This is a genomic window from Microbulbifer maximicatervae (SeqCode) (genome assembly GCF_052467695.1).
In genome coordinates, this window is sequence record NZ_CP174320.1 from 952,370 (window position 1) to 964,760 (window position 12,391).

The 12,391-nt window shown below is 52.0% G+C and carries 12 protein-coding genes; 4 read left to right on the forward strand and 8 right to left on the reverse strand.

Annotated features, from left to right (window positions below; all coding sequences use genetic code 11):
• Nucleotides 1-122 precede the first annotated feature (122 nt).
• The 4 genes from ACJJI8_RS03985 (at nucleotide 123) to ilvD (ending at nucleotide 5,484) form a co-directional block, all read left to right on the forward strand.
• Nucleotides 123-1,001: a carboxylate/amino acid/amine transporter gene (locus ACJJI8_RS03985; protein ID WP_444934354.1), complete on the forward strand. Its 879-nt coding sequence runs from the start codon at nucleotides 123-125 to the stop codon at nucleotides 999-1,001.
• On the forward strand, nucleotides 979-2,142 hold the full coding sequence (gene argE / locus ACJJI8_RS03990) for an acetylornithine deacetylase (protein WP_444934355.1): 1,164 nt from the start codon (nucleotides 979-981) through the stop codon (nucleotides 2,140-2,142). The genes ACJJI8_RS03985 and argE overlap by 23 nt, the downstream gene beginning before the upstream one ends.
• A gap of 59 nt (nucleotides 2,143-2,201) precedes the next feature.
• The gene (gene argA / locus ACJJI8_RS03995; RefSeq protein ID WP_413663566.1) at nucleotides 2,202-3,524 is read left to right on the forward strand and encodes an amino-acid N-acetyltransferase; all 1,323 of its coding nucleotides are present in this window, start codon (nucleotides 2,202-2,204) and stop codon (nucleotides 3,522-3,524) included.
• A 127-nt stretch (nucleotides 3,525-3,651) separates the two neighbouring features.
• Nucleotides 3,652-5,484, forward strand: a complete 1,833-nt coding sequence (ilvD, locus tag ACJJI8_RS04000; RefSeq protein WP_444934356.1) for a dihydroxy-acid dehydratase — start codon at nucleotides 3,652-3,654, stop codon at nucleotides 5,482-5,484.
• A 40-nt stretch (nucleotides 5,485-5,524) separates the two neighbouring features.
• Here ilvD and ACJJI8_RS04005 read toward each other — a convergent pair whose 3' ends face one another.
• The 8 genes from ACJJI8_RS04005 to ACJJI8_RS04040 all read right to left on the reverse strand — a co-directional run bounded on the left by ACJJI8_RS04005 (nucleotide 5,525) and on the right by ACJJI8_RS04040 (nucleotide 12,388).
• Nucleotides 5,525-6,169 (reverse strand): energy transducer TonB, encoded by a 645-nt coding sequence (locus ACJJI8_RS04005; RefSeq protein ID WP_444934357.1) that lies wholly within the window; start codon nucleotides 6,167-6,169, stop codon nucleotides 5,525-5,527.
• Between the two features lie 226 nt (nucleotides 6,170-6,395).
• Nucleotides 6,396-7,748 (reverse strand): tetratricopeptide repeat protein, encoded by a 1,353-nt coding sequence (locus ACJJI8_RS04010; protein ID WP_444934358.1) that lies wholly within the window; start codon nucleotides 7,746-7,748, stop codon nucleotides 6,396-6,398.
• Between the two features lie 14 nt (nucleotides 7,749-7,762).
• Nucleotides 7,763-8,380: an energy transducer TonB gene (locus tag ACJJI8_RS04015; protein ID WP_444934359.1), complete on the reverse strand. Its 618-nt coding sequence runs from the start codon at nucleotides 8,378-8,380 to the stop codon at nucleotides 7,763-7,765.
• 5 nt (nucleotides 8,381-8,385) lie between these two features.
• The gene (locus tag ACJJI8_RS04020) at nucleotides 8,386-8,787 is read right to left on the reverse strand and encodes an ExbD/TolR family protein (RefSeq protein ID WP_444934360.1); all 402 of its coding nucleotides are present in this window, start codon (nucleotides 8,785-8,787) and stop codon (nucleotides 8,386-8,388) included.
• Nucleotides 8,788-8,899: 112 nt separating this feature from the next.
• Nucleotides 8,900-9,427: a MotA/TolQ/ExbB proton channel family protein gene (locus ACJJI8_RS04025; protein ID WP_282930984.1), complete on the reverse strand. Its 528-nt coding sequence runs from the start codon at nucleotides 9,425-9,427 to the stop codon at nucleotides 8,900-8,902.
• A gap of 14 nt (nucleotides 9,428-9,441) precedes the next feature.
• A complete protein-coding gene (locus tag ACJJI8_RS04030) occupies nucleotides 9,442-10,812 on the reverse strand; it encodes a MotA/TolQ/ExbB proton channel family protein (RefSeq protein ID WP_444934361.1) in 1,371 nt (456 codons plus the stop codon).
• Nucleotides 10,809-11,591: a DUF3450 domain-containing protein gene (locus ACJJI8_RS04035; protein ID WP_413663573.1), complete on the reverse strand. Its 783-nt coding sequence runs from the start codon at nucleotides 11,589-11,591 to the stop codon at nucleotides 10,809-10,811. The genes ACJJI8_RS04030 and ACJJI8_RS04035 overlap by 4 nt, the downstream gene beginning before the upstream one ends.
• Before the next feature lie 287 nt (nucleotides 11,592-11,878).
• Complete coding sequence (locus tag ACJJI8_RS04040; protein ID WP_444915341.1) at nucleotides 11,879-12,388, reverse strand: dihydrofolate reductase; 510 nt, start codon at nucleotides 12,386-12,388, stop codon at nucleotides 11,879-11,881.
• Nucleotides 12,389-12,391 lie beyond the last annotated feature (3 nt).

The window sequence follows — 12,391 nt, forward strand, 5'->3', positions numbered from 1 at the left end:
CTAACCCACAAAAGAGATTTGGAATTCCAAATCCATATCTATTTATTACAAGCAACAGTAATATTCAGTGTCATTACTTGGGCCTGCCCCACCAGTTTACTGTTGCCTGCGAATTTTTCCAGATGCCATTATTGTTGTTTGTCACACTGCTGTGGGCCTTTTCTTTCAGCCTGATAGGCGTCTACCTGGCCGGACAGGTGGATAGTTACTTTTCAGCAATGACACGGGTTCTCCTTGCCATGGCGGTATTTCTACCCATGCTGAAATGGAAGGCTTGCCCTCTCCGCACCGCGATCCGTTTAATTGTGATCGGCGCTGTACAACTGGGGCTGATGTATTTGTTTTACTACCAGTCATTCTTACTGCTCAGTGTCCCCGAGGTACTGCTATTTACTATTTTCACCCCTCTTTATATCACCGCCCTTGAGGACTTCCTTAATAGGCACTTTTCTGTCTGGAACCTCACTATCGCAGCCGTAGCTGTATTGGGAGCCGCCACTATTCGCTGGGACTCCCCCAGTAGCGACTTCTGGATTGGATTTGCAGTCGTCCAGGGTGCCAACCTATGTTTTGCTGTGGGACAGGTAACCTACAAGCGTCTGATGTCCGTCGAGCAAGGCCTCCCCCCGAGGCAAACCTTCGCTTGGTTTTTTATCGGCGCCAGCTTGGTCACCGTTATCGCCTGGCTCCTACTCGGAGAAGCGCAGTACCCACAAGGCTCACAACAATGGGGTGTTCTACTCTGGTTAGGGTTGGTGGCATCAGGTCTGGGATATTTTTTGTGGAACAAGGGTGCTACGCAGGTTTCTACTGGCACCCTGGCCGCGATGAACAATGCACTGATTCCCGCTGGTTTATTGGTAAATCTGTTAATCTGGAATCGGGATGCCGATCTAACCCGTCTCGCCCTTGGGGGAGGACTGATCGGAGCCGCTGTTATCCTGAATGAATGGCGTAACAAAAGTAGGGAAAGTCACCATGGCGAGTATCGCAGTACCTGACCTGAAGACCCAATTACATCAACTGATCGCCAGTCCCAGTGTCAGTGCAACCGATCCTTCCCTGGATATGGGTAACCGCCCGGTGGTTGAGCTACTGGGTGGATGGTTAGAAGGACTTGGTTTCAATGTAGAGATAATGCCTTTAAAGGGCTCTCCCAATAAAGCCAATATGATTGCTACTCTCGGTGGTACAAGTGGTGACAAAGGCGGGCTCGTTCTATCCGGACATACTGATACAGTCCCCTTTGATTCGGGGCGCTGGCAATCGGACCCCTTTAAGGTTTTAGAGCGCGACAACCGCTTATACGGTCTCGGCACCAGTGATATGAAGGGGTTTTTCCCTCTGGTTATAGAGGCTGTGCAGACTTTTCTCGGCAAACCTTTACAAAAACCATTGATTGTTTTGGCAACAGCCGATGAAGAAACAAGTATGAGTGGTGCCCGCGCCCTGGTCGAGGCTGGCAAACCCCAAGCCCGCTACGCGGTAATTGGTGAGCCCACCGGGCTTCGCCCGATACGTATGCACAAGGGCGTTATGATGGAAGCTGTGCGTATTACCGGCCAGTCCGGCCACTCATCAGATCCAAGCTTGGGGGCCAACGCTCTCGAGGCCATGCATAAAGTTATCGGTGAACTATTAACACTGCGAAAAGAGTGGCAGCAAAAGTACAACAACCCCGGATTCGCCGTTCCAGTACCCACGATGAACTTAGGCTGTATCCATGGGGGTGACAATCCCAATCGGATCTGCGGCCACACAGAACTCCAGTTTGATATTCGTCCGTTGCCCGGAATGCAGCTTACGGACCTACGGGAAGAACTAACCAAACGTATCCTTACCATTCCACAAGACACTAAAATTCAGGTGGAAGTGGCCTCTTTATTCCCTGGCACTGCGCCCTTTGAACAGGATTCCCATTCAGAGTTAGTAAAAGTTGCAGAACAACTTTGTGGCCATCCCGCTGAAAGTGTTGCCTTTGGTACTGAAGCGCCCTACTTGAAGAGTTTGAATATTGACACTATCGTGCTCGGCCCCGGCGATATTGACCAAGCTCATCAGCCGGATGAATTTCTCGCCCTGGATCGTATCAACCCTATGGTCAACATTCTGCGCGACTTGATTGGCCGCTTTTGCCTTTAATCTGCCTGCGACAGCCTCCGGGGCTTTAACACCACAAGACTTGCACACGGTAAGAATTAGTGAGCGACGATAACGCTTCCCTGAACTGGTTTCGCCACGCGGCACCTTACATCAACGACCTGCGCGGTCGCACTTTAGTAATTGGTATCCCCGGCGATGCTTTAGAGCACGCCAATTTCCGCAATCTAGTACACGATATGGCGCTGCTTGCCAGCCTTGGGGTTCGCCTGGTTGTTGTGCACGGCGCGCGGGAACAAATTAATCGAGCCCTGGATGAGCGCGGCATAGAAAATCGGTTTCACGAGAACCAGCGTATTACCAATCGAGAGACATTGGAGATTGTTAAGTCCGTCGTGGGTAAACTGCGCTTCGATATTGAAGCTGCTTTTTCCCAAGGACTGCCAGACTCACCGATGGCGCGTTCGGCCCTCAAGGTGGTCTCAGGCAATTTTGTTACCGCCCGTCCCAGTGGCGTGCTAGATGGCGTGGACCTGGGCTGGACCGGCACCGTGCGACGCATGGACACCAACACTCTGGAGCAAAACCTAGATCAGGGTTCCCTGGTACTCCTTTCTCCCCTGGGCACATCCCTGACCGGGGAGCTTTTCAATATCAATTACCTGGATCTGGCCGCTGAGGCTTCCAGAGTATTGCGCGCTGAGAAACTAGTGCTATTCCGCGAACCTGAGCAACTTCAAGTGGACGGAAATCCGGTACACGAGTTAAGTATTTTGCAGGCAGAGCAGGTTTCACCCAAAGTGCAAAGCGCAACCCTGCGCTGCGCCATTCGAGCCTGTAATGCAGGGATCGCCCGTACACACCTACTTAGCTTTTGTAAAAACGGCGCCTTAATTCAGGAGCTGTTCCGCCGTGAAGGGGCCGGTACCATGATTTACCGGGACAGCTACGAAGTTGTGCGCAGAGCGCGAATTACCGATGTGGGCGGCATTCTTGGGCTGATCCGCCCGTTAGAGAAAGATGGCGTTTTGGTACGGCGCTCCCGCGAGAAGCTCGAGGCAGAAATTGAACACTTCACGCTTGTGGAAGTGGATGGTACTCCAGTTGCCTGTGCAGCTCTGTATCCCATTAAGGATGATAAGGGCACTACCACAGCAGCCGAAGTTGCCTGCCTTGCAAGCCACCCGGAATTTCGCGGTGGCGGGCGTGGTGCCAAGCTGATGCGCCACCTTGAGAGACAGGCGCAAACAGTCCAGGTTGATGAGCTCTACGTCCTCACCACCCAGACAGAGCACTGGTTTATCGAGCAGGGCTTTGAACAAGTCGGTATCAGTGAGCTGCCTACCGCGCGAAAGTCCCTGTACAACATTCAGCGCAATTCGAGAATCCTGCGTAAACGCCTGGGGAAAAGTCAGTCCACTTAGTCATAGAAATTTGAAATATCTATCCTTATTACTCCTTTGATGGGTAGTTTGGGCGCAAAAACATCCCAGGAAAGTCCATTTTTTGCTAAGCTGGCGCATTCATTGTTGCCAGCTGGAATCTGTGACTATGCCCCAATACCGCTCCCGCACCTCTACCGCCGGTCGCAATATGGCCGGAGCCCGCGCCTTGTGGCGTGCCACCGGTATGACGGACGAGGACTTCCATAAGCCAATCATTGCCATCGCAAACTCTTTTACCCAGTTTGTCCCCGGACACGTACACCTAAAAGATATGGGTCAGCTTGTCGCAAGGGAGATTGAACGCGCCGGCGGCGTGGCCAAGGAGTTCAATACGATCGCTGTGGATGACGGTATCGCAATGGGTCACGACGGCATGCTCTATAGCCTGCCCAGCCGCGAAATTATCGCTGACTCAGTGGAGTATATGGTCAATGCCCACTGTGCCGACGCCCTGGTTTGTATCTCCAACTGTGACAAGATCACACCGGGAATGATGATGGCAGCCATGCGCCTGAACATTCCAGTTATCTTTGTCTCCGGTGGCCCCATGGAGGCCGGCAAAACCAAGCTGGCTGACCACAAGCTCGACTTAGTAGATGCTATGGTGATCGCCGCTACAGATACGGCCTCCGACGAGGAAGTTGCTGAGTATGAGCGCTCTGCCTGCCCGACCTGCGGCTCCTGCTCAGGAATGTTTACAGCGAACTCCATGAACTGCCTGACCGAGGCCCTGGGGCTTTCACTCCCTGGTAACGGCACCATGCTAGCGACTCACGCCGACCGCAAGGAGCTATTCCTCCGCGCTGGCCGCGAGATCGTAACCCTGACCAAACGCTACTATGAGCAGGATGACGAAACTGCCCTGCCGCGCAACATCGCCAACCGCACAGCCTTCCGCAATGCCATGGCTCTCGATATCGCCATGGGAGGCTCCACAAATACCATCCTGCACCTGCTGGCAACTGCTCAAGAGGGTGAGATTGACTTTACCCTGGAAGATATCGACAGCCTCTCCCGTGAGGTTCCACAGCTGTGCAAGGTTGCCCCCAATACCGAGAAATACCATATAGAAGATGTACACCGCGCCGGTGGTGTAATGGCCATCCTCGGGGAGTTGGAGGCCGCAGGTCTTATCGACTCCTCGCTGCCAACCGCCTACGGTGGTTCACTCGCCGATGCCCTGGCGCGCTGGGATATTTGCCGCACGGACGACCAATCTGTACTGGAATTCTATCGCGCGGGACCCGCAGGTGTTCCCACGCAAACAGCTTTCAGCCAGGATTGCCGCTGGTCCACTTTAGATGCCGATCGCCAGCGCGGCTGTATCCGTTCTGCGGAGCACGCCTACTCCTCTGAGGGAGGGCTCGCCGTTCTCTTTGGTAACCTGGCCCCCAATGGCTGTGTAGTGAAGACTTCCGGCGTCGATGAGTCGCTGTGGAAGTTCGAAGGCCCCGCCCATGTAGTAGAAAGCCAGGAAGAGGCGGTTTCCAATATCCTCGAAGGGAAGGTCAGTAAAGGGGAGGCTGTTATCGTTCGCTATGAGGGTCCTAAAGGTGGACCTGGAATGCAAGAGATGCTTTACCCCACCAGTTATTTAAAGTCCAAAGGACTCGGTGAGCACTGCGCATTGATTACCGATGGCCGCTTCTCAGGAGGAACTTCGGGCCTCTCTATTGGACATGTTTCACCGGAGGCGGCGTCTGGAGGTAACATCGCTCTGGTTCGCAATGGAGACCTTATACGTATTGACATTCCAGGGAGGAAAATTGAAATCGCTATTGAGGAAAGTGAACTCGATAAGCGGCGCAGGGAAATGGAAAAAAATCCCAATGGCTGGAAGCCAATCGAAAAGCGCCCTCGTAAAGTCAGCAAGGCACTGAAAGCCTATGCCATGCTTGCCACCAGTGCAGACCGTGGGGCGGTGAGAGAAATTGACTGATTAAAACGTCTCTACAAAAACGGCCCCTAAGGGCCGTTTTTTATTCCGCTATTTTGTAACTGATTCGATTGCGTACCCCGTAGCGCTCCACTGGCTGGCCATTCTCCATTTGGGGTCGATACTTAAACCGTTCTGCCGCGGCTACAGCGGAGCGATCAAATACGCTCGTGGGGTTACCATTAGAGTCATAGCCCCCAACCACACGAGCATCACGTACCGCCCCCGTTTTGGTTACCGTAAATTCTACAACGGCATACCCCTCTATCCCCCTGCGTAGTGCCGCATTGGGGTATCGCGGTTTAGCTTTATAAACTGGTAAAGGGTCGCGCGATATTTGCACCCCAGTAGAAGTGACAGGAGTGGGCGTACTAATCACCACATTCATCGTAACCGGTGCTACCTCAGTTTCCTCAACCCGCATCGTCGGCTGCTCCAGCACAGCTTGCGGCGGTGTAGGCTCCTCATAAGTTTGGGTAACAATCTCTTTTTTTGGCATATGTACCGGTTTTATCGCAGGCAACAAGCTAACTTTGGGCTCATCGATATCAGTAGCTACTAGTTGACTCATCAAAAAGATCAATCCAACTGTGATTGCAGCGGCAAAACCCAGACTCTTTGTGTAACCCGCGAGTAAATGTGGGGGGAAAAATAAGGGGTTGGAAATCGACTGGCAAGCTCTGTCCATAACACCTCTCCTATTATTGTTAGGGTGCGATAAGCGGCATTCATATGCCGAAAATGGAAAAGCTGATCAGCTACCATTAATCATTAGTCAATTTACAAAAAAATGCAAATAGTCTGTTAATACAGGTTGTTTCAAAACTTTGTGTCGGCATACCGCAGAAGGCAAGCATAAAAAAGGCCGCACATTTCTGTGCGGCCTTTTAAGAAACCTGGAAAGCGGGCCAGCTTTAGATGGCTAACTGCTCTTCACGCTTCTTTTCACCCTCAACAAACGTAATCCACTGTTTGGCGAACTTCTCAGAACGTTCATCTTTCAGTGCAAGCTTGAGGCTCTTTAACGATGAGTCATAACGCTTCAGGTTGGCATTTGCCATACCCATTACGATATGCAGCTGGTCAACCCGCTTGATACCGCCTTTTGCCAGGGCTTTTTTACCCATAGCGATGGCTTTTTCGTTCTGATCCAAATCCAGGTAAATACCGGCCAGGCGTGAATAGATCTCACCTTTATCGGAAAGCTGTGCAGCCGCTTCCAGCTGTGGAATCGCCTTTTGCAGCTCCTGTGCCATCTGGTATGCCTGGGCCAGGGTTTCCAGGTTTTTAGCCGTGCGCGGGATCTTCTTGTCTTGAATACCCTTGGCAATCACCTTGGCTCCTTTATAAGGCATTTCATGCCCCATAAAGAGATACCCCATATTCAGCAGATCTCTATCTTTCTCCAGGGCACCGGCAAGGTAAGCTGCTTCCATCATATGCAACTGGTCCTTGTCACGCTTGAGCTCACCGTACATGGCTGCCAGCGTTTTGTAGTACACCGGCTTAGGGTAGTACTGCACCAGTTTTTCCAGGACAGCGGCTACGCTCTTGTAGTCGTTACGCTCGAAATAAACATACTGCTGCAATCCGTACCAGCTTTCCTTGGGTGTTTTACCCTCTTTCTCGTACATGGACACCGCGATATTAATATTCGCGAGAGCCTTGTTCTGTTCACCAGTCTGATTGTAAGCCTGGGCGAGAAGGGCGTAGGAGTCGGCAGTGATGCGATCGGAAACCTTAAACCACTGGTTCAGATAGTTAATCGCCTGCTTGTAATCCTCAGTGACAAAATAGAGCTGAGCCAGTGTAAACAGGGTGCCCACTTCTAAAGCTACCGGCAGGTTTTTTTCACCCTGATCCAACACCTTTTTAAAGTAGGGAATCGCCTCTTTGTAACGCTCAGTGCTGTAGTAAACAACACCGAAGAAGTTATACATCTGGGCAATTTCATAACCGTTGAAGCGCTTCTTAGCCGCATCCATTTCCTGCAGTGCAACTAGTGCGGCCGCCCAATCCTCTGCATCCGCAGCTTCCTGGGCTTTCTCCAGCTTCTTATACGCAGCTTCACGCATCGCCGGAACTTTACGGGTTTTTTCTTTGCTCGGCTTCTTTTGTTCCTGCGCCTGCGCAGAGGCGAAAGGTGCTGATACACCCACCGCATCCAACACGGTAACGCTGACCGTCGGTGCCAGAACCAAGGGTAGCGCTACTGACGTGCGCAGAGCGAACTTGGACAAACCTTTAGTGATGGTCGTCAACTTCATAGTGCTTCCCCTTTTTAGTCCTTAGCCATGTTAAAGCTAATCTTAGTCCTAACATTAGGAACTTCAGTCGGCTTGCCATCGACTACCCGCGGCTTGTACTTGTACTTCAGCGCGGACTTTAGGGCAGCCCGATTGAAAACCGTGGTCGGTTTACCTTGTAGCGTAAAAGCCTCAATTACAATCGGGTCGCGTACAGAGCCGTTAGTCGTTACGGTGTACTCAACGATTACGTAGCCTTCCATACCGCGCTGCAGAGCGCGACGGGGATATTGTGGCTGTACTTTTACGATTGGCAGGTAATCACCTTCACCAAAGCTGAAACCTGACAGCTTAACGCCGCCTCCGGCCTTCGGAGCGGAAATGTTGATGTTGCCATCAATATTCGGCTCTTCAAACTCGGGCTCAGGCATCTCTGGTGGCGGAGTTTCCGGCTCATCAGGTTTTACCGGCTTGGTGGTGTCGTACTGTGTTTCAATCTTCGTATCAGGCATCACCACATCGGCAACTTTGAAAGTTTCCGTATCCTCAGGAGCTTTCATGTTTGCCGCGATCAGCTGATGCATGGTGAAGATGAGGCCAAAGGTCGTGGCTACCGCCAGCGTACCTGCCCCAAGAAGTCTTACCGGATTCATAGCTGTTAACTCTTCTCTGTAGCGACGGAAACTTTCTTGATACCAATCTTCCTGGCAGCTTCTGCAATCAGGGCAATCTTCTCAATGCTTGCTCCCTTATCGGGCTGAATTACCAACCACCCTTTCGGGTTTTCCGAGTAGAGACGCTCCAGGACAATTCGTACCTGGCGCTCATCAACCTTCTCTTTAGCAATCCAAACCTCGTCACTGTCGTTGATCGCTACCAGGATAGAGGCGGCCTTGAGTTCAGCGGTCGTCGATTCCGGCTTCTCAATATCAGCACCCGGCTCCTTGATAAAGGTCGCGGTGACGATAAAGAAGATCAGCATGATAAACACCACGTCCAGCATAGGCGTGAGGTCAATTGCGCCGGCTTCCTCTTCTGCCGTATTTTGTCTTTTGCTCATAGCAACTCTCTTAGCGAACTTTTCCAGCGGGGGCTCAGGGAGCCCCCGGCGAAAGTATCTGGCTTGGCTAAACCTTCACAGTAAATAAGCAAGCTTATTAACTGGTGTATGCTTAGTGATCCATCGTCAGATGATCTTCCAGCAGCTGGGTTTCACGCTCAGCTTTACGGGCAAGGTAAGTGTTGGCAAATACGCCTGACAGCGCCGCAACCATACCCGCCATTGTCGGGATAGTTGCCATGGATACACCACTGGCCATCTGCTTGGCGTCACCACCACCTGTAATCGCGAGAACATCGAACACGTTGATCATGCCCCAAACCGTACCCAACAGCCCAAACAGAGGGGCCAGGGCGACACAGGCTTGGATCATGTCCATATTGTCCTGAATTTTCTCGGATACCCGGGAAATCATTGCATAACGGATCTGGTGCGAAGCCCAGGATTTGCGCTCGCCGCGCCCCTCCCATTGGTCTACCGCACCTTGAACGTCACTTTTCAACCCTTTGTTAAAGTAGAAAACACGTTCAAAAATCAGCGTCCACATAAAGAAGGTCAGGCCGGCGATCAGGAACAGTACTGGCCCGCCCGACGCCATAAAGGCGTTGACGGCGGCCCATGCGTCATTTAATGCGTGCATGTTGCCGCCTCCTCTTATTTGCGCTCAGCGTTTTCTGCCACGATACCAGCACTCTGCTCTTCCAGAATGTGCAGGACACGCTTGGCACGACCATTAACTACGGTGTGCATCAGAACGGTTGGGATAGCCACAACCAGACCGAGAACAGTGGTAATCAGGGCCGAGGAAATACCGCCTGCCATTGCCTTAGGATCGCCCGCACCAAAGATAGTGATCGCCTGGAAGGTGATGATCATACCGGTAACGGTACCCAGCAGACCCAGCAGCGGAGCAACCATCGCGATGATCTTCAGCAGGTTGAGGCCGGATTCAATCGCCGGACGCTCTTTCAGTACCGCTTCTTCCATCTTCAGTTCGAGAGTTTCACCGTCTACACCTTTATTCTCTTCCGCAACAGCCAGTACACGACCCAGCGGGTTATTGGTGTTCGGAGTAGAGGAGCGCAGCTGTGCATTCACTTTGGCGCCAACGCCAGTCAGAACGATCAGGCGGAAGATAGCCAGCAGCATCGCGAAGGCACCAACAGCGGAGATGATGTAGCCCACGATGCCACCCTGGTGCCAGCGCTCTACGATGTCCGGGCTATTAATCATGGCTTTCAGGTAGGAGCCGCCGGTAGGACCAGTCGGGTCTACACCGAAGGCACTGAAGCCACTGGTAGAAGCCTGTAGAGTTTCAGCCATGCCTTGGAACTTGGCGTCAGGCTGACGGATCAGCTCAGCCATTTTGTAGGCATTGTTCATTTCCAGGTATTTACCATTGGAAACCAGGTTGAAGTTACCTACGCGAACCACTTCCTGATCAGCCTGCTCACCATTGGGCTTGATCACGGTTGCGTTAAACTTAACGATCTTGCCAGATTCAACAGTTTCGCGCTGAATTTCAAACCACAGACGCTCGATTTCTTCGATAGTCGGCAGCTGGGTAGCACTGTTCATCTTAGCCAGAAGACCATCGATGAATTCAGTACGGTTAGGATATTGAGCGGAAACCAGAGAGGAACCGATATTGGCACGCAGGTCAGCAGCAGTAGAGGACATATGGCCGAACAGTTCCTTCAAGGAACCCAGACGCTGGTCCAGTTGCTGACGCTTCTGATCAACAGCAACTTCCTGCTCCTGGTATTTCTTTTCCAGGTCAGAAGAGCGCTTTTCTTCAGCTGTGCGAGTATTTTTGGCTTGGTTTAGCAGAGCATTCTGGTTCGCTTTCTGACGGCGGAACTCAGCTTCACGCTGCTTGTGTTCTTTGGACTCGGCAACTTTGGACTGCTGAACCATTTTCAACAGGTCGTCCAGGGAAGCAGCCTTCTCTTGAGCAACTGCGGAGAAGCTGATCAGACCAGCTGCTGCCGCTACTAAAACGCGTTTGGCGAAAGAGGTTTTCATTGCGCTGCCTCCGGAGCCGGGATCGGCATGGTCATGATGTCGATAGTGGCCTGCTTCTTGGCAATTTTCAGACCGTTCATGAGAGCGCGGCGGTATTCACCTGCGTCGATCTCAACCCACGCTTTTTGCGCTTTGTCATAAGCGAGGGCAATTTCTGCATCAGTAGTCTGAGCCAGTAGGGCGATACGGCCGATTTGCAGAACGCTCACCTCGCGCTCTTGACCAGCAACGGTCAGAGTATCGCGGTAAGAGTCGATCTTACGGGCGTATTCCGCTTCGAAGTTGTACAGTTCCAGTACCTGGCGGAATTTCTCCGCAACACTTACATCGGAACGGTCCATGGTGCTCTTAACACCGTTGAGGTTCGCCATACGCTCTTCGAGCTTGAACGGTGCGTCCAGCTCAATGAACTGCTCCAGACCTTCCAGCATACGCAGGATCAGCGGCTGAATCTGACGTTCAATGACAGTAACGTTGGCAATAGACTCATCCAGCTCATTGATAACTTCGAGCTGATTGGCCAGCTGCTTTTCCAGCTGACGGTTGTATACGCGCAGACCATCGATTTCTTTATTAACCACCTTGAAGTCCTGCAGCAGGCTGCTGGTTTCGTCGGCAATCTTGTCGATGCGTTTTTGCGATGCCTGGGCCGCAGTGGTTTTCTGCTGGCCGACGGCGAGTACGTTATCGAGAGTATCCGCAGTGGCTACGCTGCCGTAGAGCGCGCCGGCAGACAGCGCAGTGGTCAGCGCCACAGCCATGAATCGCTTGGTTTTCATTAGACCCCCCAGTGGGTTCAATATTTCACAACATGGTCGCGATGAGTTAGCTGCCACAACGCGGTGTCCTTTTGTTTTAAAAACATTGGTTAGAAGACAGCTAAGAGCCGCACATTGTAAACAGCCGATTTGATTATTCAAATGCCGATTGCCAGCATCGGCCCGCTTGGGTAGCAAGGTAACACTCGGGTAACATCCCCGGGTTACTTGCACACATTAGCGGCGACGTTCCTTGTGTAAGCTGTTGGAGAATTTAACAGATCGATCAACTTTTGATCAAATTGTTTTTATTTAAATCTGTCATATTGGACTAATGAGTAGTTGTACTCATTCCTGTCCGAGGCCGGGTAACACTCTCGTGCCGACTCGACCCACGAGTCATCCATGTCGGGAAAGTATGCATCCCCGTCGATATTTGCGTCAACTTCGGTGACATATAAGCGGGCAGCCAGAGGCAGTGCCTGGCGATAAATTTGTGCTCCCCCAATAACCATCACTTCAGTGGCACCGCTGTCCTTAGCGCAGCTTTGGGCCAGACTCAGGGCTTTATCCAGAGACTGGACCACCTCAACGCCATCCGCAACCCAGTCAGCATTACGCGTAATGACAATGTTGACACGCCCCGGAAGTGGGCGACCAATAGACTCAAAGGTCTTTCGTCCCATTACTACTGGCTTTCCCATAGTGGTCCGCTTAAAAAACTGCAGATCGCCGGAGATGCGCCAGGGGAGTTCATTATCCTTGCCGATAGCACCATTGCGGGCAACTGCCGCAATCAAAGCAATAGAAACCGTCATTAC

Excerpts from the sequence above, each read along its gene's own strand:
- ilvD (WP_444934356.1), top strand. The coding sequence starts at position 3,652 with ATGCCCCAATACCGCTCCCGCACCTCTACCGCCGGTCGCAATATGGCC.
- ACJJI8_RS03985 (WP_444934354.1), top strand. The coding sequence starts at position 123 with ATGCCATTATTGTTGTTTGTCACACTGCTGTGGGCCTTTTCTTTCAGC.
- ACJJI8_RS04030 (WP_444934361.1), bottom strand. The coding sequence starts at position 10,812 with ATGAAAACCTCTTTCGCCAAACGCGTTTTAGTAGCGGCAGCAGCTGGT.
- argE (WP_444934355.1), top strand. The coding sequence starts at position 979 with ATGGCGAGTATCGCAGTACCTGACCTGAAGACCCAATTACATCAACTG.
- ACJJI8_RS04010 (WP_444934358.1), bottom strand. The coding sequence starts at position 7,748 with ATGAAGTTGACGACCATCACTAAAGGTTTGTCCAAGTTCGCTCTGCGC.
- ACJJI8_RS04025 (WP_282930984.1), bottom strand. The coding sequence starts at position 9,427 with ATGCACGCATTAAATGACGCATGGGCCGCCGTCAACGCCTTTATGGCG.
- ACJJI8_RS04020 (WP_444934360.1), bottom strand. The coding sequence starts at position 8,787 with ATGAGCAAAAGACAAAATACGGCAGAAGAGGAAGCCGGCGCAATTGAC.
- ACJJI8_RS04005 (WP_444934357.1), bottom strand. The coding sequence starts at position 6,169 with ATGGACAGAGCTTGCCAGTCGATTTCCAACCCCTTATTTTTCCCCCCA.
- ACJJI8_RS04015 (WP_444934359.1), bottom strand. The coding sequence starts at position 8,380 with ATGAATCCGGTAAGACTTCTTGGGGCAGGTACGCTGGCGGTAGCCACG.
- ACJJI8_RS04040 (WP_444915341.1), bottom strand. The coding sequence starts at position 12,388 with ATGACGGTTTCTATTGCTTTGATTGCGGCAGTTGCCCGCAATGGTGCT.
- ACJJI8_RS04035 (WP_413663573.1), bottom strand. The coding sequence starts at position 11,591 with ATGAAAACCAAGCGATTCATGGCTGTGGCGCTGACCACTGCGCTGTCT.